22 protein-coding genes are annotated in these 26,389 nt (G+C 46.7%); 8 read left to right on the plus strand and 14 right to left on the minus strand.

The window, feature by feature from the left end; genetic code table 11:
• Window positions 1-97: 97 nt before the first annotated feature.
• The 8 genes from AC5JL3_RS11235 to AC5JL3_RS11270 all read right to left on the minus strand — a co-directional run bounded on the left by AC5JL3_RS11235 (window position 98) and on the right by AC5JL3_RS11270 (window position 10,664).
• Window positions 98-592 (minus strand): chemotaxis protein CheW, encoded by a 495-nt coding sequence (locus tag AC5JL3_RS11235; protein WP_192216746.1) that lies wholly within the window; start codon window positions 590-592, stop codon window positions 98-100.
• 4 nt (window positions 593-596) lie between these two features.
• Window positions 597-974 carry a response regulator transcription factor gene (locus tag AC5JL3_RS11240; protein WP_192216745.1) on the minus strand — a complete coding sequence of 126 codons (378 nt, stop codon included), beginning with the start codon at window positions 972-974 and terminating at the stop codon, window positions 597-599.
• Window positions 975-1,112: 138 nt separating this feature from the next.
• Window positions 1,113-2,180 carry a response regulator gene (locus tag AC5JL3_RS11245; protein ID WP_496074573.1) on the minus strand — a complete coding sequence of 356 codons (1,068 nt, stop codon included), beginning with the start codon at window positions 2,178-2,180 and terminating at the stop codon, window positions 1,113-1,115.
• Window positions 2,181-3,324: 1,144 nt separating this feature from the next.
• Window positions 3,325-5,958 carry a UDP-forming cellulose synthase catalytic subunit gene (gene bcsA, locus AC5JL3_RS11250; RefSeq protein ID WP_496074574.1) on the minus strand — a complete coding sequence of 878 codons (2,634 nt, stop codon included), beginning with the start codon at window positions 5,956-5,958 and terminating at the stop codon, window positions 3,325-3,327.
• A gap of 132 nt (window positions 5,959-6,090) precedes the next feature.
• Window positions 6,091-8,523: a cellulose biosynthesis cyclic di-GMP-binding regulatory protein BcsB gene (locus tag AC5JL3_RS11255; RefSeq protein ID WP_496074575.1), complete on the minus strand. Its 2,433-nt coding sequence runs from the start codon at window positions 8,521-8,523 to the stop codon at window positions 6,091-6,093.
• A gap of 220 nt (window positions 8,524-8,743) precedes the next feature.
• A complete protein-coding gene (locus AC5JL3_RS11260) occupies window positions 8,744-9,454 on the minus strand; it encodes a hypothetical protein (RefSeq protein WP_496074576.1) in 711 nt (236 codons plus the stop codon).
• 201 nt (window positions 9,455-9,655) lie between these two features.
• Entirely contained in the window at window positions 9,656-9,958 is a 303-nt protein-coding gene (locus AC5JL3_RS11265) for a hypothetical protein (protein WP_496074577.1), read from the minus strand.
• Between the two features lie 271 nt (window positions 9,959-10,229).
• Entirely contained in the window at window positions 10,230-10,664 is a 435-nt protein-coding gene (locus AC5JL3_RS11270; protein WP_496074578.1) for a helix-turn-helix domain-containing protein, read from the minus strand.
• Window positions 10,665-10,951: 287 nt separating this feature from the next.
• Between AC5JL3_RS11270 and AC5JL3_RS11275 the strand changes: the two genes are divergently transcribed.
• The 3 genes from AC5JL3_RS11275 (at window position 10,952) to AC5JL3_RS11285 (ending at window position 11,939) form a co-directional block, all read left to right on the plus strand.
• Window positions 10,952-11,248: a hypothetical protein gene (locus tag AC5JL3_RS11275; RefSeq protein ID WP_496074579.1), complete on the plus strand. Its 297-nt coding sequence runs from the start codon at window positions 10,952-10,954 to the stop codon at window positions 11,246-11,248.
• A gap of 112 nt (window positions 11,249-11,360) precedes the next feature.
• On the plus strand, window positions 11,361-11,552 hold the full coding sequence (locus tag AC5JL3_RS11280) for a hypothetical protein (RefSeq protein WP_496074580.1): 192 nt from the start codon (window positions 11,361-11,363) through the stop codon (window positions 11,550-11,552).
• Window positions 11,553-11,555: 3 nt separating this feature from the next.
• Window positions 11,556-11,939 carry a hypothetical protein gene (locus AC5JL3_RS11285; protein WP_496074581.1) on the plus strand — a complete coding sequence of 128 codons (384 nt, stop codon included), beginning with the start codon at window positions 11,556-11,558 and terminating at the stop codon, window positions 11,937-11,939.
• Window positions 11,940-12,143: 204 nt separating this feature from the next.
• Here AC5JL3_RS11285 and AC5JL3_RS11290 read toward each other — a convergent pair whose 3' ends face one another.
• Window positions 12,144-12,734 carry a hypothetical protein gene (locus AC5JL3_RS11290; RefSeq protein WP_496074582.1) on the minus strand — a complete coding sequence of 197 codons (591 nt, stop codon included), beginning with the start codon at window positions 12,732-12,734 and terminating at the stop codon, window positions 12,144-12,146.
• 131 nt (window positions 12,735-12,865) lie between these two features.
• Here AC5JL3_RS11290 and AC5JL3_RS11295 point away from each other — a divergent pair, with 131 nt between their 5' ends.
• Window positions 12,866-13,483 carry a Uma2 family endonuclease gene (locus tag AC5JL3_RS11295; protein WP_496074583.1) on the plus strand — a complete coding sequence of 206 codons (618 nt, stop codon included), beginning with the start codon at window positions 12,866-12,868 and terminating at the stop codon, window positions 13,481-13,483.
• Between the two features lie 245 nt (window positions 13,484-13,728).
• Window positions 13,729-14,040, plus strand: a complete 312-nt coding sequence (locus tag AC5JL3_RS11300; RefSeq protein WP_496074584.1) for a hypothetical protein — start codon at window positions 13,729-13,731, stop codon at window positions 14,038-14,040.
• 232 nt (window positions 14,041-14,272) lie between these two features.
• Here the strand turns inward: AC5JL3_RS11300 and AC5JL3_RS11305 are convergent, their stop codons facing one another.
• From AC5JL3_RS11305 to AC5JL3_RS11315, 3 genes are all read right to left on the minus strand, one after another.
• Window positions 14,273-14,476: a hypothetical protein gene (locus tag AC5JL3_RS11305; protein ID WP_242058255.1), complete on the minus strand. Its 204-nt coding sequence runs from the start codon at window positions 14,474-14,476 to the stop codon at window positions 14,273-14,275.
• A gap of 438 nt (window positions 14,477-14,914) precedes the next feature.
• Window positions 14,915-17,332 (minus strand): tetratricopeptide repeat protein, encoded by a 2,418-nt coding sequence (locus tag AC5JL3_RS11310; RefSeq protein WP_496074585.1) that lies wholly within the window; start codon window positions 17,330-17,332, stop codon window positions 14,915-14,917.
• A complete protein-coding gene (locus AC5JL3_RS11315) occupies window positions 17,329-19,248 on the minus strand; it encodes a carbohydrate porin (RefSeq protein WP_496074586.1) in 1,920 nt (639 codons plus the stop codon). The genes AC5JL3_RS11310 and AC5JL3_RS11315 overlap by 4 nt, the downstream gene beginning before the upstream one ends.
• A gap of 1,165 nt (window positions 19,249-20,413) precedes the next feature.
• Here AC5JL3_RS11315 and AC5JL3_RS11320 point away from each other — a divergent pair.
• Complete coding sequence (locus AC5JL3_RS11320; protein WP_496074587.1) at window positions 20,414-21,217, plus strand: hypothetical protein; 804 nt, start codon at window positions 20,414-20,416, stop codon at window positions 21,215-21,217.
• A gap of 87 nt (window positions 21,218-21,304) precedes the next feature.
• Here the strand turns inward: AC5JL3_RS11320 and AC5JL3_RS11325 are convergent, their stop codons facing one another.
• Window positions 21,305-21,562: a hypothetical protein gene (locus AC5JL3_RS11325; RefSeq protein ID WP_496074588.1), complete on the minus strand. Its 258-nt coding sequence runs from the start codon at window positions 21,560-21,562 to the stop codon at window positions 21,305-21,307.
• Between the two features lie 250 nt (window positions 21,563-21,812).
• Window positions 21,813-22,526, minus strand: a complete 714-nt coding sequence (locus AC5JL3_RS11330; protein ID WP_496074589.1) for a pentapeptide repeat-containing protein — start codon at window positions 22,524-22,526, stop codon at window positions 21,813-21,815.
• 579 nt (window positions 22,527-23,105) lie between these two features.
• Here AC5JL3_RS11330 and AC5JL3_RS11335 point away from each other — a divergent pair.
• Both AC5JL3_RS11335 and AC5JL3_RS11340 read left to right on the plus strand, forming a co-directional pair.
• Window positions 23,106-24,044 (plus strand): hypothetical protein, encoded by a 939-nt coding sequence (locus AC5JL3_RS11335; protein WP_496074590.1) that lies wholly within the window; start codon window positions 23,106-23,108, stop codon window positions 24,042-24,044.
• Window positions 24,045-24,277: 233 nt separating this feature from the next.
• Entirely contained in the window at window positions 24,278-26,122 is a 1,845-nt protein-coding gene (locus AC5JL3_RS11340; protein WP_496074591.1) for a pentapeptide repeat-containing protein, read from the plus strand.
• Window positions 26,123-26,389: the final 267 nt, after the last annotated feature.

Raw genomic sequence — 26,389 nt, forward strand, 5'->3', positions numbered from 1 at the left:
GGATAATAAATTGACATTTGATCTGAAACGGTGGTGATGACTCCTGTTATCCGAAAGCGTTGAGTAAAAGTGCGATCGCGTGGAGCAGCGTGCGCCGCTATTGCTGCGCGTAACGCAGAATCGCCTCGGCATCGAGAACTAATAAAATTTCTGTCTCTTGTAAAATACATCCGCGTAAATAGGGCACTAGCGCGGATGACACATGACCGAGTGGAGAGTGGATTGAATCAGGCATGAGGCGTACAATACCTTCAACGGACTGTACAATGACGCCTAAAGACATAGACTCGTTACTAATAATCACTACGTTGTAATGCTGAACATTGGTTTCGACTCCTGGTAAGTTCAGCATCCTTGCCAAGTCAACTAACCACAGCACACGCGATCGCCGATTGATCAATCCCATGACAAAGGGAGCCATGTTCGGCATTGGGGTTAGACGATCTACGGGTAGGACGACAACTTCAGTTGCCCGACTCATTGATAAAACAGCAGGTGTTTGTTGACCAAACTGAAACTTGAGATAGGAGTCTCCTAGATTTTTTTTATTAGGAATTGGATTGGTGCGGAGGGCGAGAGCAGAGGTATCCATTAGTTCAAACGGCGACGGCTTGAATCGCACGTAGAATTTGTTCGCGGGTAAAGGGTTTTGTGAGGTAGGCATCTGCCCCTTGTTTCATCCCCCAGAGGCGGTCAATCTCCTGGTTTTTAGAAGAACAGATAACAATGGGGACATTTTCAGTCGCGGGATGAGTCTTGAGACGGCGACACAACTCAAAACCACTCATTCCTGGCATAACGACATCGGTAATGATGACATCTGGCTTTTGCGTCAAAACCTTATCAAGTGCTTCTTGTGCACCAACGGCACTGATAACGGTATAACCACTTTCTCTCAGGTAATGACTCATTAATTCCATTTCCGAGAGAGTATCTTCTACGATTAAAATTGTCCGCATTAACGTTTTACTCATGACTAACTGGCCTCACGATTAATTAACAGATATTGCTAGCTTCTGTCTTGAATAAGGCATCTTTTAGAAAGCTCTTGCTCCGAATTTTCTGAGTGTTCTTTTGACCAAGCGCAAGGAAAGCACAATTGATTCAACCTCCTACGATAAGTGTTTAAACACCATCTTTAGTAATTCAGATTGGTTAAACGGCTTCGTTAAGTAGCCTGAGGCTCTGACGAGTTTGGCTTTGGCTCGGTCGAGAAACCCTGTGTTTCCCGTCACCATAATGATCGGGGTATTCTTGAAAAGTGAATGCTTTCGTAAAAGAGAACATAGCTCATAGCCATCCAAGTTTGGCATCTCAACATCAAGCAAAATTAAGTCAGGCTTAATCCGGACAACTTGCATTAATGCCCTCACTGGGTCATTAATCATGACCACAGAGAAACTTTTGTCATCTAAGAACGAGTTAATCGCATTTAAAACCGTTGGGCTATCATCAATGCAAGCAATCGTGTACGTGCTTTTTGAAAGGGGTTTGCCTTGATTGATCGCCGTCCCCTTAGCGTTATTACTTGGAGGAGTACTCGTTTTTTGAGCCGATTTTTGAATTAATTCAAGTTTGGACTGAGTGCCAGCTTGACCGGAAGCATCAGTACGAGGGGCGGGTGTTCCACTCGTGGGGGCATTCGATTGTTGGCGGCGCAACTGCTCATGACAGCGTTCAACAATTGTTCGCAGGTCAAGACGACAAAACTTAGGTAGTTCTTCAATTTTGTCCTGGTTAATTAATTGGTAACTTCCTTCTTTTACCGACAGAAGTGATACAATTACCTCTTCCGCCAAGTCTTCGACTAAAGAGGCGGCTTGAACCGGGTTGAGATACTGTTGATTGACAAGCCAGCTAATAGCTTGGTAATCAGGAGTTTGACTTGACTGACTCTCTAAATCGGATTCAAAAATCAGGCGAACTTGAACCCGAACCGCACTGACAAGAGTCGGGATTTGACGACTGAGGCGACGCAGGTGACGGTCAAGCCGCTCGAATGGGTCAACGGAATCTGAAGCATAAACTAGTTTTCCCTGTTCTAAATAGATTGACCAAGAAACAGAGCCACTAGATACTTGTAAACACCCATTTGCCTGACGACTAGATAGTTGTGCTAACAAGGAGAGCGGGTTTAGCCTTTGGGAAGATCTGTAGCTAGCCATAGAAACGGTGTTCATTTGTATCTACCTTGGTCTCATCCAATCGTTGAAACTAGAAGGGTTAAATCTTGTTGTACAAGTTACACTCACACAATTCAGGTATCGTCTGCAGTGTCAAGACTCTTGACTTCTCTGTCTTGAAGAGCAGAACCAAAAAACGAATGAGTTGCAGCAATGACCAACGATTCAAATAGTTGAATCTTGTTCCATTAGTAATCCCCTCAAGAGCGGAGTTTTATGGAAGAGGAAAACTCTTTTGAGGGAGTAGCCGCATCCCGGAATTTATTCGTCTTAAATGGATTTTGCCGGAGGAAGTAAGCCGAAGCGTCTTACGCTCTGGGCAGCTTTTGTCTTGTGCAAGTGAGAGAGCGACCTAGAAACGTCTTTTAGGACAAAAGGCGCTTTTCAAATAAGCTGGCAGTCATAAAAGGCTGGTATCTGAAGAGTCACCCCTGGATAGCTCTTTTGTCTCGCTCTCTTTGAGAGCTTATGGCGAAACGCAAGAGCAGTAATGCATCCTCTGGTAACAAAATTTTTTAGTTCTTGGGTAGATGAACAAGTCATTTAACTTGTTATTCAACAGTTTAACAGGCTTTTCAGGGAAAACAGGTAAAGCGCCCATAAAGGGCGAGAAAAATAGATGAAGAGAGTGTAATGTTCTCCCTTAAAATTTCACGCAATAATAATTAATTTATTGTTGATATAAGTCAGATATAAAAAGAAGTGGCTTAGCACCTATCATGATAACTTATTTGTTAAATTATGATAAGTCTTCCCTGAACTAAAAGCAAATTGATTTCCTCTATCTTTTTTCCTTGATTGCTCAGAAAGCAGTATTATTATTATCTGATTAAATATAAATTAAATTCAACGGAGAACTTCCTTGAATATTGTAATACAAGTATTACCAATCCGAGATAACTTGTAAAGAGGGAATCGATTTTCCAGACCGAGTTTTCCAGAAGTACAGGAGAGTTTCTCTTTAAATAATTTTGAACAGAGAGTTATACCAATTTAGGAAAACCTTGCGAGGGAGCGGTTGGTTCTCGTTAAAGGGTAAAGGGGAAGGAAGAAAGGACATTCCCTTTAACCTTTTCCCCTTCCCCTTTTCAACTAGCTTTCTTCAACAACAAGGTGAAATAGTACCGCAGCACAAATGAGATTACTCAAGCGTCTTTAAAAGCCGTTGAATTTTGGAGTGCTGCTGCCGTTTTAATGACTCCGGGAAACTTAACTCCATGCGAAATCGCATGGAGGCTGTCGTAGCAAGCGTGGACGATCGCTTTTCTGATTGAACAGGAGCCAACTCTTCAATCGATTCAACCTTAGCTAACAAACTAGCAGGCTGTGGGTCATCTGCCTCCTGTGAGAGTAGTAAACCAATCAGCGGCTGAGTTTGTAGCATCGTCTCCAGGTTGAAAATATTGTTACCCTCTAATTCAACACTTATATCCTGCGTTCCGAGTTCTGTGACTCTCGCCGTATAGGAGTGACCTTCCCAGCCTTCCCAATAAAGTTGAGCAAAGGCATTCACTTGTTTGCGTACCTTCTCACCCGTAGCCGGACGGAATTCGCGGAAGACCCGTTTAATACTGGTCACAATAAACTTAAGTGACTCAATGGGGTTATCCACCTCAGTTCTATTTTGGGAATACCACTCTTTCACGTCAGAGAAGAGTACCAAGGTCAAGTCATCTAACTGAGTGCGGCTGGGTTCGACAAAATCAACAAATAGCCTAGCTTGCAGTTTACTCGTGGCTATAGCGCGAATCACCTTCCCATTCATCAGCGCCCGCGCACCGTAGTCTCCCACCAGTTCCACTTTCACTTCATCGGGGATATTGGGCCATTCATCCAAAAGAATTTGCGTACCGCTTTCACTCACATCAATCGTTTGACCCGTCCACGTTTGACCACCACTATGAATCCGTACCGTCAACTTCCGAGGCAGACGGTGTGCGCGACGGAGTTGGGGTTGCTCGAATGCCACCAGACACGCCGCCAACAGCAGGAACAAGTTGAAGATACACCAGAACGCATTGATTAAAACCGCTTGGGTATCCTCTGGGCTAATAACTAGCCAAAACGGGACAGCAAATAAAGAAGCCGCTGCGATCGCACTAACAATGACAAGATACCGCACCGAATCAAAGTCAAAACTGCGCTTCGTAACAGAAAGCCCTTTATCCGTCACATTAAAGCTGCCGAGTTTCGGGTTAACCAGCGCCATCAGCGTCACAATCCCCGCCTGGAACGACATCGCAAACTCAAAAATCTCATTCCAGAACGAGAAACGAACATTCTTGTAGGGTATGTGATTCGTCTGCATCGACAGAATAATGTGAGGCAAAGCATAGAACAACGTTTCTAAACCCAACCCTCTCACCGAGTTGATGCCAAACAAGAGAAATAGAGGCGGTGCGATCGCATACATCAACCGGGGATAACCATAGAAAAAGTGCGATGTCGCACTGAAGTAACAGAGTCGCTGCGGAATCGTCAGATTCAACTTCGGGTTAATCAACGGGTTTTCAAGTCGCAGAATCTGCGCCATCCCTCGTGCCCAACGGACTTGTTGACCCACATAGGCTGAAAACTTCTCCGGTGCTAATCCCGCCACCATAATCTTGTCGTAGTAGACCGACTCATAACCCAGAGAATGCAGTCGGAACGCCGTGTGACAGTCTTCTGTCACCGTTTCTGTGGCAATTCCCCCAACTTGAAGCGCATACTCTTTGCGAATCACCGCCGCTGAACCACAAAAAAATGCCGCATTCCAGAAATCATTGCCTTTTTGCAGCACCTTATAAAACAGTTCATTACCCACAGGAATTTTGCCACCCGTGAGGAGATTTCGTTCAAACGGGTCTGGGTTATAGAACCAGTGAGGCGTCTGCACAAACGCCACTTTTTGGTTAAAAAAGAAGCCAACCGTATCCATCAGAAAATTTTTGGTCGGCATGTGGTCACAGTCAAGAATCAGCACCAAATCACCATTGGTGCGCGTAAAAGCCGTGTTGATATTTCCGGCTTTCGCGTGGTCGTTATTGTCCCGTGTCAGCATTGTCGCGCCAAGTTCTTCGCACATTTGGCGTAACTCTTCCCGACGCGCTTTATACTTTTCCGCTCGACCATCATCAAGGACATATACTCGTTTTTTCTCGGCGGGATAGTCAATGGCTAAAGCCGCTAACGTCGTCTTGCGGACAATTTCAACATCTTCGTTATAGGTCGGAATATAGATATCGACGTTAAACCACTGGTCTTGGGGATAGAGGGAAAGATCAACTGGTTTACGGTCTTTAATTTTTATTGTTTGAAAGTAGGCAAGAACTAAGGTGCAAATCGCATAAAGTTCTGCCGCCAACAACAAGAAACAGAACGTCCCATTGAGCCAGTCATCGAAGTTCAGTGTGTAATTGAGGCGGTAATACAGATAACGGGCTGTAGAAACCAGACTCAATAAAATCAAAAACAAGTGAAGATACTCACTGATTTTTTTACTGGGCTTTTGCTCCTCCATTTGTAAGGCGAAACGCCCCACCGCAATCAACATGGCAGCGACTACCCCTTGCTGCCAAATCGCTGGACGCGCCGTGATTAGAGGTGTTAATAGCATCAACAGCGACACAATCAGCAGCAGTAGCTGAGTATGCGAGAGCCACTGAAGAACCTTGTCAAACGTATCCGGAATGCGATCGACAAGCCAAGTCGTTAACTGTTCACGATGCGCGGCTGAAATCTCAAAGCGCCTACGACTTTGTTTCTCTCTGACTTTTGAGGATGTACTCGTCATTTGACAAAGGGATTAAGGAATGGAGAGTAAGAAATAGAGAGTAGCGATCGCAAATAGGCGAGGGGATTTCGCGAAACGGGTCTTACTGAATTACCCTGAAAAACCCGTTCCCAGTCGCCCAATTAGCGATCGCTACTTCACCTGACCAGCCACCCGCTTGAGATATAGCTGGACAACACCGTAGAGGATGAGCGTTGCTGCCACAATTGCAGGTCCCAAGAGGAACCAAGTCCCGGAAACGACGCGGAGAATTCGGCGTGGCGCAGGGGTTTTATCGATTTGACGCTTCGGTTCACGCTGCAAAAACTCTAACGTATAGGCATTGGGGTCATAGGCTTCCGGATTGGCGGTGTTGGCACTAATGAGAACGGTGTCTTCCTTGAGTTGGAAGAATAAGGGGTCTTGCTGGAACAAATCTTGCACTTGGTCTAAGCCTTTATCCGTCTGACCCGTCAGCGCTAGCAGCACACGCTCTTTATTCCAAGGCGAAATCATTTGCTTGATTACACCGTCATTATCGGGTGAGGTTTGAACCGCACTTTGGTTGCGCTGACGTGTAGAGCCATCCTTCAGGTTAAAACCCCCGGAAGTGAACACTTCTGGAAAGGGAAATTTCTTTTGCGTGCCAATCCCCACAAGATGCTGGGTTTCTTTCAGTTTGACTGGCAACGCATCGGCGGTGTAAACGCCGAACTGAACAGACTGAGCCTTAGTGAGCCGTCCGAGTCTTTCCCCAAACTCCAGTAAAGCCCTCAACTCACTCACCGAGGGCGATTTTGGCACAACAATCGCTGTCGTCGATAAATCCTGGGGCGCGGCAAAGGGAAAACCTGTCTGTAACAGCTTCAGGTTTGGCAAATCAACGGTATTGGTTCGCTTGAGGTCAAAACTTGTATCCGAGTGCAAAGTACCCCAGAGTTGTTGGTCGGTCACCCGGCTACAGGAACGACGCTCCCGCGCATCGAGGCGAAAATCGACCTGAATTTTTGAGGTGGGTTTGATTAAGTTTTCCGGGAGGGCTATTTTTAGGGACTCTCGCGTACCGCCATTAATCGAAGAGAGGCGCTTACCAACCAGTGCCACGCCATCCAGCTTTACTTCTACTAGGGAGGTTTTGGGGTTGATTTGGGGACCATAGCTGTAAACCAGATTCATGGTGTTCCCCGACACAAAGCGATCGTCTGGTAAGGCTTTGAAGTCGATTTCAATGGGTGGTGAATCCGCCCCTCGAACTGTTACATCCTCAAATAGTTTGCCACTAGGGGCATTGAGGTTAGCGAGTTCAAACGAGTCAGTACGGGGTAAATACCCAGACCAGTCGCGAGGATTGGGGGACGGCACAGGGGAGAGCTTATCCACAAGGATGAGTTGACCTGTAGCAATCTGCTCGTCTTTGGGCTGCACCAGAAACTGTACAGCTTTGGCGACAGCCGCAGGACTATTGCCTGTTGCGACCAGCACAGGGGCTTTATTGTCTGAGGTGGTTGTCAACATCAACACCCCAACATCTGGCGCTAAAACCTTCTGCTTGCTATCCAGGAATTTGTTGTCTTTCTGGGTGAGCGGGAGTTCCAGCGATTTCAGGGCGGGTTGCTGTTCTGGGGTTCCGACAATCACCAACCGCTCACTCAACGCTACATCATCAATGGATTTGATGATGCGGGTATCGAGGCGACGAAAGTCGGCTAAGCGTCCTAAGGTGGCTTGGAAGCGAGTCGTTGAGGTTAGCCAAGCTTCATCAACTTTGGTGGGTAGCAGGTGAGCGACTTGATTGGGGTATAGGCTGAGTTCGTCAAAGATGGGATAGGGAAAACGACTGAAGTCGAGCGCGATGGGTTGAGGCGTGTAGTCAAAGGTGATTTTGGAATCGGGGAGTATCTCTGTCCACAGCGACGGGTCGTAGGGGTCTTGGGTACAGGTGGGGGAGTTGTTTTGGAGTGCCCCTAAGGTGAGTTCGTTATAGTTCTGAAGTTGCGCGAGTGGCACGTCGTAGACGGCAGTACCGATTTCCCCTTCTTTGCGGTTGAGGGGAATAGTGCCAACACTCGCACCGTTAATTAGTACGGTGAGGTTTGAGCGTGTGGCGTAAAGCGCTGGCGAATGCCGATAGCGGATTTGGGTTTTGACGGTTTTTAGCTTCCAGTCGCGGGGACGGGTAAACCCTAGACGGGCTTCGTCATAGATTCCTTTTAGGCTAAAGCGGGTGCCAACCACGGGAGCGCGGTTGAATTCTAGAACGTAGGGGTCGCCTGTGGGCAGGGCAGCCACTTCAGGTGCTTTGTTAGCGGGGTTGGGCAGACCCGAATCATTGCGACCGCGTTCTTTGCGCTCTTCTGTATTGCTTTCGCGGAGTGTCTCTGTTGCAGGGGAGGCGGACGTGTCACTCTGGGCAAATACGCGAGTAGCTGTCAATCCGAACGGGACAGCGCAGCCGAGTAATAACAGTAAGACTAGAGAGTATCGTAGGAAGCGAGGTCGGCGGGGTAAAGGGCGACCATCACGTCGGCGTGACCCTCGATTAAAAACGGGTAGATGGGCAAATGCCTTATGAATAAAGGGTTTCATCAGGAGGAGTTATGAAGTCGGGTTACGGATGCAGCCCCTGATGCCCATCCCAGTTGAGGGAATTGGCAGTGTTAAAGAAATCCCAATAGTTCTGTCAAAAGTCTGGCACAAGGCATTGACGATGTCATGGATGCCTCTTACTTGATACAACGGCGAGATGACTTAATCCGGAGAGAGCTTACTCGTTGAAAGTCCTCTGACTCCTCTTGCTCCATGGTAGTTATATTGCGCCAATCATGTTATTGCAGTGGCGAATCGCGTCAAATAAGCCTTGAGTAGACCACTGGAGGCGGTGTTGGTGCCGTTCTTCTTCTTTTGCTGCCCAGTTGTCTTCTAGACAGACTTTGAACCAGCCTTCGGGTTTACGGACTCCGTCGCGGTTGAATAGGAAGTAGAGAATGGCTTTGAGTACTTCTTGTAAGGAAAAACTACGCAGAAATTTGGCGTCTTTGGGTTCGTAGTAAATTCCGGCTTTTTTGCAAGCGTCTAATTTTTGGGTAAAGTCGTCGGTTTCGCTATCTTCTAAAACTGTTGTTGTTGTTATAGCCTCGTCAACGGGTGATTCTGGGTTTGAGGGGTCTAAATCAGGAATTTGCGGTGCTAAAGCCGATTTTTTTTTCGTAGGGCGAGAAATGGGGAAGAGCAGTAAGTTGATGGATTTGAGTGTCCAGCGCCAGACGTAGGCGGTGTAGCTTTTGGGGTGGATGAGTACGCCTGCATCTCTTAGTTGTTTGGCGGCACTTTTTACGGTTTTGGGGTCATGGGGAAATCCGCGTGTTTTTTTGACCCATTTGTTGAAGTCGCGAAGGTCGATGATTTCGCTGCTTCCTTCGGGGATTTCGTCGAGTAGCCATTGCCAAAGTTCTCTGGCGGTGGGGGTGAGTCGGTTCTGTACGCTGAATGTTGTGTGTTTTTTCGTCCAGATGGTCATGGTTTCTCCTTGATGGGTTGAAGAGACCTAACCCCCCAGCCCCCTTCCCTCGCAGGGAAGGGGGAGCAAGAAATTCTTGGTGCTTAGGGGAATCTTGCTCCCCTCTCCGCATCGGGGAGGGGCTGGGGGAGGGGTCTTGGAAAGGATTTGCCCTCAAATGACTATGCCCCTACGGGAGGCAGGGGTAAGTGTAGGGGTGTATTAGGCGGCTGTTGTCAGGTCGCGGATGTTTGATTCTTCGACGTAGAGGGTTTGCTCTTCTCGATACCAAGGGTCGTCTGGGTCAAGTTTGATGATGTAACTCCAGCCTGCTTTGATGCCTTGCCATCGCACTTGGTAACTGTCGGGTTTGGTGTATTCAAGTCCGACTATTTCACCTGTCTGGATGCGTGTGGTGTTGCAGATGACGGTGGTTGTCTGGACTTGGGTAGCTAGGTGAAATTTGGGTAAGCTCCAATCGGCTGGAATGCTTACGCACTGGCGGTTTTGGCGATTTTCTGACACTATAAAATGGCTCCTTTCATGGGGTAAACATGGGAGGGGAAGTCGTCCTGGGCGGGTGTTCGTAGCACCTAGCCGGGGCGCGTTTTTTTATTTAGTTACGGAAGATAATAACCCGATTTGGGGAAAAGTGCGATCGGGACATTACCTGAAAGCTTGTCCGATTCTCAGTCGAATGCTAATTACGTCCCTTTCTCTGGAGCTTTGTCAAACTGTAACTACAAAACGAATACAAGGTTAGGTAAGTAGTCGTGATTCGGGTATGCAGCGTCCGTTAGAAGGGCATATCCTCAAGGTCTTTTCGGGTTGGTAGAGGTTCGTCCCCAGGGTCGAGACGCAGCTCATTGTTTTCGTCTGACACCGGAATATCTAGGTTCGGTTGAAGTTTGTACAAGAGGTCAGGAGCTAGCTTGTAAACGTCTGTGCGACCTATGCGCTGCTTCTTCTCAATAAAACCTCTTTTTTCGAGAGATTTAAGAGTGGACTGAGCTTTGCGGACGCTCATCTTGCATAGATCGGCTGTGGTCGCGAGGCTAGCGAAACATGAGCCGCGACGGGCAATGTGACCTAGCAGACGGAACTCGTAGACATCCAACCCCACTTGGTCTAGGGCTGAGTGAACAAATATCGCTTTTTTGGGATGTTTTTTTCCAGTTTTTCCAGCTTCCATTTGCATCGGGTGCAGGGGTGGGATTAGCATCTCCTGCATGGGGGTAGGCAGGACGTGCCTATTTATATTATGTATAACCTTTAGTTTTAATCTTTAGTGATTTAGGATAACCTTCTGTATAAAATTTCGTCGGCAGGTCGTGCGTGGCTTCTCAATTGGCTTGCAGGGGTGCTACCTTTGAAAGAACCAGACAGCAGATATGAAAAAACGCCGCTTGGACTGGCATTCCAAACAGCGCTATTTTTCGGTCTAAGTCGGTTTTCCTGGCGGTTTGACCCACTAAGCTTCAAGCCGCCAACACGTCAACTTAGAAATGGATAAATTTTATGTTCCAACATCTTAGCTCGGACAGCTCTCAATCTCCAAACATCGCGACCCTGTTAGACAAACTGGCTAGTCAGCCGAACGGACTGGAAAACGGTCTGAAGCTGGCAATGCTGTTGACACCTAAGCCTGACCCACAAACTACACCGGATGTAGCAAACCGTACTCGCTTGATTGCGATCGCAATGCAGATGGTCAGAAAGGAGGGCATTGAGAACCCGCCTTACTTCAAGGGCATGAGTGACGATGCTATTCGTGAGTTCATTGCTCAGTATTCACCTGAGTTAGTACTCCACTGACATTGATGGTTGAGTTAGCCGAAGGGTGGGCTATTGCTCACCCTTCGGCGCTGCCCGATGAACAAGAGAACGAATGAAAAGCAGATGAAAGGTAGGAGGAAGGAAGTGAGGAATGACTGAGACTAGAGACAACAGCGAAAAACCTACCTCTCGGCACGCCGTAACCGAACGTAGAAAGTGCTACGAGATGGAGCAAAAAAACGGCTGGACATTGTTGCGAATAGAGCCAACGAGAGACAAAACACTAAAATACAATTGCGTGTTTGAAGGCGAAACTGAATTCCCCAAATACATGGAGGATTGACCAATGGGCAGAAAATACATCATCTTTCGTGCAGACTGGAGTGAGGAGCAGGGAGCCGAAAACAGGATACTAGCCCACACTGGCGCAATCACTGACATTCTTGCCGAACACTTCGACTCCTCCAACTCTTCCTTACCGGAACCGGGTTACAGACTGAGGGAGTACCACAGGATTGAACAGTTTGTTGACTCTAGCTTTCCTGGTGCCAGCACTCACAGTAGAGTTGGCGATTGGGAAGTGGTCAGAGTTGAGAAGTACGCCACACAACAGCCTGCTGATTTTGACGCCATTGTTATCTGCTACTGCCGATACTCTCCCGTAAGTACACCACTGGAACCCTTACCGGGAATTCAGCTTTCTCAAGAACGACAGGAAGTTGAAGCTTAACTTAGCCTTATCTGTAGACAAATCTCCAGTTAACGCTCGACGCTTTTTGTCATCAAAAGCCATCAAAGCTTTGCTAGAAGTTGTTTATACGCCCGCCATTTTTGAAACGGCTAAAATTTGGTTGTCCGGCTAGAGATTGACCTCAAGCCGCTTTCCAATGAGCTACGTGATGAAAGGCGATCGCATCTTCAATTAAAGGTTTCACTAGGCTAGAACCGCCGACAAAATCCCCAAAATCTTCGGTGCATCCTTAATCGTGTACTCGTCCAAATCAATAGACAAAGACTTGCCAGAGAGCTTAAGGAATTTCCAGGCACTGCCAGTGGTTACAGTTCCCAATAACTCAGGAATGATCAATCCTTTGCGCTCATTAAAGATTTGTGCCGCTACCAACGTTGCGACACACTGCCCTAGCCCATTATTGATATCTTCCTTCTTGGCTTCAACTATTGTGACGACTGGCGCTTTGACAAATAGCTGCTCTGGATCTCGGCTAACTAGAAAATCCACATAACCCGCCAAGCCCTGACTTGGGTCAACATTAAATTCCACTCCAGAAAACAATCCATAACCCGTAAGCTTCTTAAGTTCGACCAAAACTGGAGCAATTATCAGTTCTGACCTAGCTTTTTCCGAGTTTATGGCTAGAGCTAAAGAGATGTTGTAATTTAGTGTTTCCTGTAAGTAATCACTGATTGGAGTCGATGGTAAACCAGCAAATATCCCCACTCCTTCTGTGATACTCAAGTTAAATAGCTCTTGGACTTCTGAGAGGGAGAATTGACTATAGGACATCAGGAAAATTCTTACTAGTTATTTTAATAATGATTTAGAAGAAGAATTAGTTGGCTATAGGCTGGGCATTGCCCACCCTACTCATCTTGGCACTTGCCGACGACCAAGAGAACTAATGAGATGCGATCGCTATGACTCAAGCCATACCCAAACAAGTAACCTTTGATGAATTCATTACCTCGTATCCAGAAAATTCGGAATACCGCTACGAACTGCACGAAGGGGTAATTGTCGAAATGCCCAAGCCTAAAGGCAAACACTCAGAGGTTGCTGGATTCCTTAATATCGAACTTGGTATCGTATGCCGCGAGGCTCAATTACCCTACTTTATTCCCAGAGAATGTATCGTCAGGTCAGATGATGGCGAGTCTGGGTACGAACCCGATGTCATCGTACTGGATAGAGATGCCGTCTCTTCAGAGCCACGATGGGAAGGAGAATCCATCATTACGATGGGGCGATCGATTCGGTTGGTGGTAGAAGTTGTTTCAACCAACTGGCAGGATGATTACCTAACTAAGTTGCGAGACTACGAAGCATTAGGCATTCATGAATATTGGATTGTGGACTATTTAGGACTGGGCGGACGGCTCCATATTGGCTACCCGAAGCGTCCGACATTGAGTGTCTATCAGTTGGTAGAGGCTGAGTATGAGGTTCAACGTTTCAGAGAAGGCGATCGCATTAAATCACCTACGTTTGCCCAGTTGAACTTGACAAGCGAACAGGTTTTCCGAGCCGAGAGGTGAACAACGTGATCGCTATGTGACTCAATCCATACCCAAACAAGTCATAGAGGAAAGAGAATGACTACCTAAGTCACTCGTATTCAGGATACTGGCGCAAGGAAAGACCTTATGCCAATAGAATTCTCCCCAAATATTTAAGTAGATTTACGGAGAAAACCTACGCCACTTAGCCTACACATATCGAACCAGAATAGGACAAACTAAATAAAGAAAATGTTGTAGCGTAGACTACTAAATAAAAAATTATGCTGTTATCCATCGCTCTCCCGCTCCCAACCAAAACTGACTTTCATTCGGTCGCGGCAGAAAATTTTTACCAAAAATTACAAAGCCTTTCAAACACAATAATCTCTCTCCAGTACAAGCCTGATAAGTTTCTAACTTTCAAAGTTCAAGAAGCAAGTTTTGGATCTATCGTGCGCGAGGGAAATAAAACTATTGCCATTCAATGTCAAATTCGTGGGACTACCTACACCTTTACCCACGAACATTTAGATCAGATGAGCAAGCGCGAACTTAATGACCTGCTTAACCAATTAGAGATTGACAGCCTCTAGGTTTTCTAAAGTAAATATTTACTTCTATAGCTGTCGCCACAAATGTTAGGACATTAGCAAGAGCTTGCGTTCCTGAGCTAGAGCCGATTTGACCCAAAGCTGATTGCTATATCTAGTTTTTCTCTTCTAAGCTATAAAAATTGTTATTCCGACACTCAATAATCCGAGTTAAAGCAAAAGCCACTGAGAACAGCTCTCGGTGGCTTTTGCGTCTCAGACGACAAACGAAATTTTACTTAACAACAGCAAGCCACCCATTGCGTAGGGCTTCGTAAACCTGATTAATTAAATGTTCTTGTTGATAACTCAGAGAACCCTTGAAGCACAGTGATATTAACCAACGCTGCTCTTTAGGGGTAATTTTTCGAGACGTGAGAATTTGCTCAAGAGTCGGCTCGATGGGAGATGGTGAAAGAGAGGCTTGGGCTAGCATCATGCTGTCTTGAAAATCAATACTTTTACTATCGGGGATTACTGGGTTTTGCTAAGTGACTTCGCAACCGTTGGGATGCGATAGCGAAGCGCTGCTGCGAAGCGCAGATCGCTATCTGTCTAGATCAGTAATGCAAGTCACAAAAGCGCTTTATTAATGAAAAAAATTGTACATCCTCATAAAGCCACAAAATCGGAACGAAGAAGGCACGATTTCGGTCGTTTCTAAAAAAATCCGTTCGCCCAACCTCCCTTGAGAAGCGGGTTAAGGTCGTTTTCTGTTCCCCCTAAAACCGAGAGAACGTCACATCAGTGGTTAATTTCGCTTTTATATTTCCTTTATGAATGCCGCTTAATGTCTCTTAACAAAGGAGATTAGGAGATAGGGGAAGGGGAAAAGGGCAAGGGAAAATAAACCCGACTTTTCCCCTTTCACCTGGCTTTAGTACCGTTCCCAGTAAGGCTGGAAACCTCGCCGTTTCAGGATATCCACTTCCAATCTCTCAATGCGGTTAACCAACTCTGGGTTAGTTGATTGCTCCTGTTGCAGTTGTCTGAACCGTTCAAGCGCGATGAAAGGCTGGTCTTGAGCAACCTCCAGTTCCGCCAAAGCACGGCGTACCACTAAATCATTGGGCTTCAGTTCGAGTACCCGCTGATAAAGCTCATTGGCAGCCGCAAATTGCTTTTGTTGAAAACGCACGCCAGCAAGCGCCGTGAGCGCATCGGTGTTATCCGGCTGCCGTGCCAAGATAGCTTCATAAGCAAGGGTAGCAAGTTCAAAATCCTCCAGCGCTTGCGCTAATTCTCCCTGGACGAAGTACGCGCCGATGTTGTCAGGGTTGCGGTTAATCAACTCTTGCACCTGGGCTTTCGCCAGTTCGGGGTCACGGGTAGCGAGTACCTGAAGCCGTCGCAGTTGTACTGGAATGTTCTCTGGGTCAATAGCTAAGAGAGCCTCATACAGCGCCTCTCGCTCAGCCGAGGGAGGCAGAGTTCCCACGAGATTGTACAACTCTTGGGGTGTATTCGTTGCAGGTTGGGTAGCTAGCCAACGGTCGAGAACTGCTTCTGCTTCTGCCTGAGAAATGCGTTGAGCTTGGTAAGCAATCGTGGCACGTCCCAAGGTAGCGACTAAATCATCAGGATTACGACGAATTAGTTCATCGTAAAGTGCGATCGCATCATCTGCACGACCCTGCGCCAGTCGAATTCCCGCTAACCCTCGTAGGGCGCTATTAAGCAGCGTATCGCTGGGGTTGCCATTAATTAAGGACTCATACCTAGAAGCACTTGCCTCTAAATTCCCCTGGCGACGGTCAATCTCCGCCAGCAATAGCTCGGTTGTTAAATCAGAAGCGCCAATGGACGTAGCACTGTAAGCCGCCAAAGCTTGCTTTGCCGCTTCAAGCTCATTACGTTCTAAGAGGATTTGAGCAACGCGGAAATTCAAGAACGGCACATCGACGCCAGCGTCGAGCAAACTCTGGTAAACGGGTAGCAGTGCGGGGTCAGGTGGGTCGAGGGGTAGTATAGCAAGAGCAAGCGATCGCAATTGAGCCGAATCACTCGGTAGCGGTTGCACAGCAGCAAGGAAACGTTGCTGGAATTCAGCTTGGGATATACGCCCCAGTTGATTTTCCAACACCAGTTGCTTCACCAACAAGCTCTGGTCATTCGGCTGCACAGCAGTTAGCTGTTGATACAACGAAAGCGCTGCCGCACGTTCCGAAGGCAACTCACTTAAGACATCCGCTACTTCTCTGACTAAAGACTGTGGAGGTTGGGACGTTGAAGCGAGAACCTGACGGTACAGCGCCGCGCCTTCCTGATACAGTTGTGTGTTGCTCTCACGCCGACCAATCGTTGTCAGCGCCCGCGCTAAGGGTAAAGCGGCTTCCGGTCTACCTCTTAAAGGCTCTAGGACAGCCAAGGCTTGGGAGAGTTGTTGATTCGCTTGATACGCTTGGGCAAGTGAGGAGCGAATCTCAATTTCTGCGGCATCAAGTTTCTTGGACTGCCGAAGCTGATTCTCTAGGATTTGGATTGCCTGAGAGACATTACCCGTTTCTCGAAGTGCTTGGGCATAAGCCGTCAGCGCGTTGTTGGGAATCGCTTTTCCTGTCCCTTGGTAACGATTAAACAGAGCCAATCCTTGCTCATAATCGCCACTGTAGGTATAAATTTGGGCAGCACCAAGGATAGTATCGGGTGAAGGATTCCCTTGGAGGACGATTTGATAATCCGCTAACGACTCGGCATAACGCCCTTGGTAACCCAACAATAAAGCACGTTGGGCGCGGGACTGGTTGTCGTTTGGATTCTGGTTTAACAACGTCGTGAGTGCTTCAATCCCCCTCGCTTGCCATTCTGGGCGATAGCCACCCAACACACCTACCGCCTGGAGGGCAGGTGTATTATTGGGGTCTTGTTCTAGCACTCGCTGATAAGCTGTCCAAGCTTCAGCGTCTTGACCCGCTTTTTGATAGGCTTGGGCGAGACCCAACTTTGCCTCTAAGGAGTTGGGAGAACTACGCAGGGCTTGTTGAAAAGCTCTAATCGCATCATTCACCAGTCCTCGTTGGAGCAGTGATTGTGCCTGACGGACTGCGGCTGGAACGCTTTGTGCCTGCGCCGCCGGGACGACTAAATCAATCGGTACAACAGTAAGTCCCCCAGCTAAGCCGAGAAAGAGGCAAGCTAAACTTACCACTCGCCGGAAATTTCTGCTACCCAGTCGAGTTGAGGCGGGAGGTGTTAGCCGTGCGGCTTGAAGAACAAAGCGAGAAACGAGGATGGAATTTTTCCTCTTGCTTCTAGCAAGAAGTCCCTCGTCTGCCAAAGGCTTGCATCTATTCATCGAAATAGCCTCCCAAGAAGATCAAAATCAGCTCTTACCCGGAACCCCGCGACGAAATCAGAGAACTCGTCTCGTGCTTGCAGCGTCGCACCTGCCCGGAAATTCGGGGAAATCCGAGCATCATAGAACAACTCCCAGACATCGGGTACTTTGTCGTCATTGTCACGGCGCAGTTCATCGTTGGATAAATTGCGTCCGTAACCAAAGCCGAGTCGGTCATCGGGCATAAATAGGTCTAAGAAGTTCAGTCCCACGCTGTAGGTATCAGCGCCCTCGTCCAGTTCCGTATTTTCGTAGTGACCGTAACGCGCAAATAGCCCCATGTTGATTTGCGGGATAAAATATTCCGCATTCAGTCCATAGGCATTTTCGCGATCGCCAGACTCAGGGCCAAATACACCATTGCCTCGGTCAATTCCAAAAATTTCCTGGAAACCATCTCGTCCCGCATCGCGATCTGAGGCGAATGTACCCCGGATAATTGCATTGCCAACCCGGAAACCGAGTTCACCCGCAAACGCATCAATAGCAAAACCGCTCAGGTTCCGGGACGAAGAAAAAGCAGCAACTTTCGCCTCAAGATTATCCGTGATATTCCAGTTCAACAGCGCTGCCGGACGAGACCCAATTCCCGCCGCCGCGAGGGCAGGATTCGTCTGAAACACCGGGTTAAAGAAATGGGTTCCAACATCTTTGGCGAAGCTATTGCGGTCAAAATAAGATGTCAAATCCACTTGACCTACGGTTAAGCGGAGATTGGGAAGACTAGGAAGTGAGCCAGTGAAATACAGCTCATTGATACTTAATGACCCAACTTGCGAATCGGAAAAGTCATCTCCAGCGGTTAAATCAACAGTGCCACCAACTAGCGCATTCGTCGAAAACGGATAAATTCCCGTCACCCGCGCCCGTGCAGATGAGCCATCTTGATTCACAAAAAGCCCTTGTAGTCGCAGTGTGGGAGCCAAGGGGTCAGTTTCCGAGGTGGGACTCTCTCGGAGTGTGGGTGACTCTTGTTCGTCGTCTACAGCCGTTTGCGCTTGCAAGTTCCCCCCAAGTAGAGACGCGCCACCTGTCCCTCTATATACGGTGGAGTCACTAGCTGTCGGTGAAGGTGTAGTCGCTAACTTAACCGTAGGAGATTCTTCTTCTGTAGCTACTTGTTGTTGAGAATCGCCTTCAACCGAGTTCAGCGTTGGTTCGCTACTCGTTTGCAAGGGTGCATCGGCTAACTCAACTGCCGGAGATTCCTCTGTTGCAGCCACTTGTTCTGAGGAATTACCCTCAACTGAGTTCTGCGTTGAATCACCAGTCATGGGAGAGGCGGTACTCGCTACCTCAACTGTAGAGGAGGCTTCTGTTACAGCCACTTGCGCTTGAAAATCGCCCTCAACTGAGTTCTGCGTTGGTAAAACAACAGGCGGCGAAGGGACATCAGCGGGTTGAACAGGGTTTAGCTTATCTGGTGCCGGAACTGAGAAGTGAAAGTTACCGTTGTCTACCGTTTCAGCCGATACAAAGGATAAGGAGTTTGCGATCGCCCTTGGCGGGCGCGCTAGCGCTATCGGTGTAGTGTTAACAACTGCCCTAGCGCTGGGTTGCGGTTGAGCGGGTACGTGGGGAGCAAAATTAAATTCTCCAGCCGCGTCAGCCTTTGGAGTCAATGCCACTGAGGCATCGGAAACATTAAGGTTCAGCCTATCGAATTTGTCAGCATTGTCTGTGACGTTGCTAGATGGCTCTTTAATGTCAGCTTGAGCGGGTTTGGTGTCCAGGATTGCAGCAACGGAAAAGATTGATAGCCCTCCGGCTGAAATGGTTCCCAAGGATAATAGGTAACTTAGCCAAATAGAATGCCGTATGGCATTTGTTATTGGCTTATCAGTATCACTAGCTTTTCGATTTATGTCTCTCATGAGCACCGCAGTTGCCGATAGGCGTAATTGAGCAGCAAAACTGTCGATAGTTTTATTTTTCAAGGCGGTAAAAGAGCCTCCGGATTTTTTTCGCAATTGTTGCTAATTAACCAGGATTTGATAATCCAGTTAAAAAAACAAAAAATTTTTCTTGCTTAGCTACAAGGGATAACCAAAGAAAAATTCATAATATTCAGCCTAGAATTAGGCAAAATAACGTTTATTTACCTAGCCATTTATCTAGCTTCAACTTATTCAATGCAGTCTTGTGCAAAAGAGATTTACAACAATAGATAAAGTGGCATTTAAAAGCAGAAGTCATTAAGCCAAATAGCTTCAACTGCTCTAAAATTACCTCGTATTGCAATCCCTAAAAATCCGTTAATTTCTGCAAGTATCTTGAAAAGTACACCCCGCAGAAACACCCTCTATCCCACTATGTTACCAAGTTAGCTGTTAACCAATGGCAAATAATCTGCCACTCTTTAAACAGAACTACCTTAGTAATTTATTTGCAATTAAGCTATGAATTTTAGTCAAACTCATAGAATTAATCAAGTAACTTTTACTGACTACTAGACGTTTTTTGCTACTAGCTTGTTCCGGCAAAAGAAACTACAAATTCTAGTAAAATTTTTGCTACCTCTTACTTTTTAACTCAATTATTTAAAGAGTTAATGAAAAAACATTGGAGAAGTATAAAGAAACAATAAAGTTTAACGAATTTACAATAATCATGCTGATTCCTGAATAGCTCAGAAGAAGAATAGCAAAAGGGAAACCCTAGAAAGGCAAGGCAGAAGCCGTTTTACACAAGAGGAGAGATAAGTAGAGCGAGTTATATCGAAGACATTTAGACCTCAGGTTGTATTTTTACTCCCCACGTCAGACTAGGAAAACTTCAATCTAGCAATTGAGGAGAGATTTTTCTTGTTGTATTACACATCAAGAGCTAACTGACACAACGCGATCGCGCCAAAAATCAGAACTTCTTTCAATCGATAAATTACTGATTCTGTCGGTTACGTCCAACAGATGTATTACATCAACTCACCGAAGATTGACCTCATATTTCTACTATCGCATTATAGATACAGGAGCTTCTTTTGTAGTTTTTATCTACCCAATTTGTCACTCAAGTTGTCAATCCATTTAACGGTCTTCCATGATTATTTTGTCTTGCCATCTTTTTCTCAAGAAAGTCTTCTCTCTACCCGCTTGGTTTCTGGGTCGAGGGTTAGTGAGCTTCGTCCTCCTGTTAATGTTGAGTACGGGATGCTCTCAAGTTGGCTTAAAAGCACCACAATTCCCGGTTCTTTTACCCAACTTCTTAACTGACGCAAATTTTCAAATCCGTGTGACACCATCAAGTCGTTCAGGAGTCTACACCGTAGCAGGAAGCACCAATTTGCCAGACGAGAGTCGCCTTACAGTCGCAGCAATTCGCTATTTGCGCTCCTCAGAGTCGCTCTCTGCAAGCCTCAACCAAAATCCGACCTATTCAATTCTGGCTTATCAAGATGCCGAGGTAAAGGACGGGAAATGGCAGGCAACTCTAAACATTTGGAAAGTCGCACCCGATGGTCAGTTTAAAGAAGCATGGCAACTGGAGCAAGCCAAACTGGGACTCTCACTCGACCCAGAGCCTGACGTAACATTCCTTGCTACCCTCGCACCGACGGATTCTTTGTCAGAACTAGAGCCACTGCTAGAGAAGAAAGGTATAAAGCTTGTCAGCAACATTGTCCGCAACACATCTGATGGTGAGCGGTATGTCCAAGCTAGCCAAGTTTTACCCATTGCCTTACCAACAGGTCAAACCACACTTCCCGCACCAAAAGAGGAAGTGAATGGTGGCTGGGGTCCTCGATACCTGCTTCTACCAGAACCAGAGAATACCAAAAAACTCGAAAACCCAAAAGAGCGCCGAACGGATGCACCACTTTCACCTGCCGAGTTTTTGCAGTGAAAAGCGATCGCACATTTGATTAGCACTATCAACCGACAGGGAAAAGGAGAAAAGACTCCTTTTCCCTTCTTGTAGGAACTCCCCTCATTAGTTTGATGGCTGCACAGGGTTGTCTTGACCTTGTGTGATTTGTGCGTTTGGTCCCGTTAAAATATTAGATTCATTCTTGGTTGACTGAGCAAGCCCGGCTGCACCTGCAATCGCTGTTCCCGCCAGCCCAATTCCGGCTGACCATTTAGCATCATTATCTTTAGTGTCAGGTACAAACAAAACAGCAACACCAATTACTCCACCAATAGTCGCTATGAATAGAGGAGTCAAAGCCCGAATTATCTCAGCGTTCATCTTTCTCGTGTAACCGTTAATTCTTACAAAAACTCAGCTTTTCTCACGTTCGCTGTAATAATTTATCTCCCAGCTTCTGAAAACTTACGCAAACAGTTGAGGTTGGTGAGAGTGCGTTCCTGGGAGGTTAAGAGCGTGTGATAAATTTAACTACCGCCGAATTTTAACGAATTTCAGGAGCCGTTTCCAGAAAGTACCCTTATAGGTACCCTAGGCTTGTGCCACGGCTTACCCTTCTGAGATAGGTTGCTTAGTACTCCGTTGTGCCATAAGGGCTTGAACCATCCGGCATCACTGCCATACGCAAGTCAGCTCCCTTTAGGTTGGTATCGCGCATGGTCGCTTTGTAGAGATTGGCGTAACGCAAGTTAGCATTACTGAAGTTGGTACCTGTGAGATTGGCTTCTGTTAGGTGTGCGCCGTATAAACTTGCGTTACTTAGGTTAGCTTTTTCGATCTTTGCTCCCGTCAAGTCAGCATCTCGAAGTTCACTACGGTGGAGAGTCGCTGTACTTAAATCGGCATTAATCAAGGAGGTATTCAAGAGAGTCGCCTCACTGAGGTCAGCACCTTTTAAGTCACTGCCTTGAAAATCAGCACCATCTAAGTCGGTATGAGTCAGGTTTGTCTTATTGAGACGAGCACCGCCCATTTTGGCATCTTTCAATTTAGTACCCTTGAGATTAGCGCCGGAGAGGTCACTGTTTCTAAAGTCAGCGCCGCTCAAGTCAGTACCACTCAAATCAACATCCCGAAGGTCACATCCGGTGCATCTCTTCGTTTTTAGAATCTGTTTTGTGTCTACTCGCTTGGCTTTTAGGGGTTGAATCGCTTTTTGAAACTTTTGCAGTGGCGTAGCGACTAGGGGTTGAGTAATGTTTTCAGCGACTGATAGACGGATAGCAAGCGGCAGTGCGGCAGCAGCGAAAAGCATTGCAACAATTAGGAAGATTTTCAAGTTCATACGCTTTAAGTCTGCTACGGTTTGAGTTATGACAGTCCCTTCATTTACATAGATCAGACAATCACTCACGCATACAGGACTCAGAGCTTAAAGTTTCAGTTAAGTTAAAAGGCGATCGCATAAGCGCTGCTGCCGAGGTAGATCGTATTCAAACCAATACAGATTCTTTAACCAGACAGGCTAATTTTTCACTTGGGTTTGCCGAGGGAGTAAAACGATGAAGATTGTCAAAAATTACCGGAGCAATGCGAGTCAAAGAAGTTCTGAGATACATGTGTACTCGTAAATCTGAAGGGATGAGGCACAAGGAACACTTCGTTGAACAGGCTGGTCTCTAAAGGCTAGACTCTTTAAAAAGCGATTAATTTAATAAGTCAGTCAAATGCACTTCGCGCTTAGAAAGACCTATTGAGAAAGGCTTTCAATTCCCACAACAGCAAGAATCATTGAGAGTGAATCCGCATCGAGTGCGGAATATGAGAGACAAGTGCAGGTTTTTGGTCACTTCAGGGGGTGCGCTACTCCAGTTTGTTCACTTACGCACCAGTTACCACGCTTCATGACTTGGAGCCGTTGAATATGTCTAGTTACTCCCTTAGCAATGTTTTACTACCCGCTGTATTTGTCTCTAGTGCCGTCTTTTCAACATTGACTGTGCCGTTTGCTTTAATCAAATCAGAACCCGTTCTTGTTGAAATCCCACCCATTTATAGCGGTGAAATTCAACCCATTTTTGATGGCGAACATAAAGATGTGGCGATTCCCTATGTTGGATTTGCGATTGTCGTCAGTGTTGGCGCAGGGATAGCTTGTGTTGAAGTTCATCGGAGATGGCACGCCGCCCGTGCTTCAGAAGAGGAAGAAGAGTCCCGGCAAAGTGTCCAGCAAACCGCTTTAGGACAGGACATGAGCCAAGAAGCACTCGACCGGCCAGAATACCGACCAGAAGTTTCAGCGATCGAATTTTCCTTGAAAGATGAAGACTTCAATCATCAAACTCTAACAACTCCTAATGCCACAACCGAAGCGGTTGACATCGCTATTGAAGAGTCTGAACACGCTTTTGATGCAACTCATCTCGGTTTTCCGCCACTGACTTTTCCAGAAATCAGCCAAGTGATCACCTCTGACACTCCAAAAATTGCGATCGCCACGCTCTCCGATAAACTGAACTTGTCCCAAACGCCTCAGGAAACTCAGTCAGTTCAGCAGGACAAAGAGCAAGTCGGCTCTTTTTCCAGCGTCCAAGCGCAGGACTTAGCCTTGAGTAAAGTCTTGGAATCACGAACTCTGTACCAAACCTGTCGAATTAAAGTACCCCATTTAGAACGCCGCTTATTTGCCATTCTCGTTGAGGGTCAATACTACAGCTTTTCCCGTGCTGAGGAAACAAAAGAACATGTTTTAGAAATCATGGCGAGGTTAGGAGACAAACTTGAAAAAACCGTGATTACAAAAAACGAAAAAGGTTATGTAATCTGGGATTTAGAGTCTGAAGTGTCTTCAACAATTAGCTAATGCACACAGAGCGCTAACTTCCACAACTTGAGGGGGAAGTTGCTGGTTGTTAAGCGGCTGTGCATCTAATTTGCATAATCTGGGCGGGCTTTTCGGTTCATCCCACAAGAATTATATTGATCATCAACTTGCAAGTTAAAGTAGATAATTTTGGAGGAGAGCAACCAATCGCTCTTTAGGCGCCAAAGCAATATAAGCCAAAGAACCATCAAAAATCTTCAAATGTCAATAATATGGATGCTGACGAACTTCGAGAGCGATATACAGTAGGGGAAAGAGATTTTAGTGGCACCGACTTGAGTAAAGCCAACCTTAGTGAGATAGACCTCAAGAGAGTCAGCTTCTGGCGAGCCAACCTGAGTAGGACGATTCTGACAGGAACAAACCTCAGTGGAGCTGATTTATTTGGAGCCAACCTCAGTGAGGCTAACTTAAGTCATGCCATTTTGTGCGGTGCGAACCTGAGTGAGGCTAACTTGAAGAGTACCGTTCTGCAAGGAGCAAACCTACAAGCTACACTCTACAACCAAGCCACTCAGTTCCCCGCAAAGTTTGACCCGACCAAGGCAGGGGCTTATTTAATTGCACCTCAAAGTTTACTCATTGGGGCAAACCTCAGTGGCGTAGACCTGAGTTGCGCCAATCTAAGTGGTGCAGATTTAAGTCATGCAGACTTGTGGAAAACAAACTTGAAGGGTGCCAATTTGCGCTCTTGCAATCTCAAGCAAGCGACCTTGACTGAAGCTGATTTGAGTGAAGCTGATTTGAGCCAAGCGGATTTAAGACAATCGAATCTAGTTGGAGCCAATCTTCGCTCAGCAATTCTTGTAGAGATAGACCTTCAAGAGGCACTCTACGACGAAACAACTCAATTTCCCGAAGATTTTGACCTACCTTCAGCAGGCGCATACTTCATTGCTCCTGCTGTGTCACTTCGAGGGGCGAACCTCAGTGGAGCCAACCTCAGTGGAGCCGATTTAGAGGAAGCCGATTTAGAGGAAGCCAACCTGAGTCAGGGAAATTTGTTTGGAATCGCTCTTGAAAGAGCTAATCTGAGGAAAGCGAATTTGAGTGGAGCTGACCTCTGGGAAGCTGACTTAAATGGAGCTGACTTGAGAGGAGCGTCACTCAGGAGTGCTGACCTCTGGCGTGCAAAACTCAGTGGAGCTGATTTGAGTGGAGCCGATTTAAGTCAGGCAAACCTATTTGAAGCAAATCTCTCTACCGCTAACCTGCACGAGGTTAACCTTCAGGGAGCGATTTACAATAAAGCAACTCACTTTCCTGAAGGGTCTAACCCGACTGAGCTGGGAGCATACTTAATTGCTCCAGAGGTGTCGTTAGTTGGGATAAATCTAAACGGAGCCGACCTCCGGGGAGCAGATTTAAGCGGAGCAGATTTGAGCAAGACAAACTTGTTTGGGGTCAATCTTCAGACAGCAACGCTTGAAGACACAAACCTTCAGGAAGCACTTTACAACAAAGCCACTCAATTTCCTGAAGGGTTTGACCCAACTGCACAGGGAGCACACTTAATTGCTCCTGGCGTGTCACTTCAAGGAGTCAATCTGAGTGGAGCTGATTTGAGTGGAGCTGACTTGTGTAAGGTCAATCTATTTGGCATCGACCTGCAAAACGCGACCCTTGAGGGGGCAAGCCTTCAGGGAGCGATTTACAATGAAGCGACTCAATTTCCTCAAGGGTTTGACCCCGCTGAACACGGTGCCTATTTAATGGCTCCTGGTGTATCGCTGGTTGGAGTAAATCTGAGTGGCGTTAACCTGAGTGGTGTTGACTTAAATAAGGTAAACCTGAGTCAAACTGACTTGAGTCAAGCTGACCTCTGGGGGTCAAACTTGAGTGAGGCAAACCTGGAAGGCGCGAATTTGGAAGGAGCTAATTTATGGGGGGCAAATTTAACAGGAGCGAACTTAAGTGAAGCCCATCTCAGTGGTGCTAATTTTCAGGGAGCCGACCTAACGGAGGCAACTCTAAAAGGCATAGACCTAAGTGAGGTAGATTTAGCCGATGCCTTCTTGAGTGGGGCAATCATGCCCGACGGCACCATCCATAATTGATAAGCTGATGGGCATTTAAATTACATCAGGAGTTACGCAGTTTCCTGATGAAAACCTTATTCTGGAGTAGGGGCTTGGCAGTGCCAAGTCCGTACAGTGTAGTGAATTGCAGAACTCTTTTCTATCTAGTAAAAACCACCAAATCGTTGCTTCTCTGCGTCAAAATTTAGCTAACTTTGAACTGTTGATAAGCAGCGAGAAGTAAGGAGGTTATAGCAAAGCGCCCAGCTTTGCTAAAGTGGGCGCTTTACTATGAAAATTGACCTG

Source organism: Symplocastrum torsivum (genome assembly GCF_059505465.1).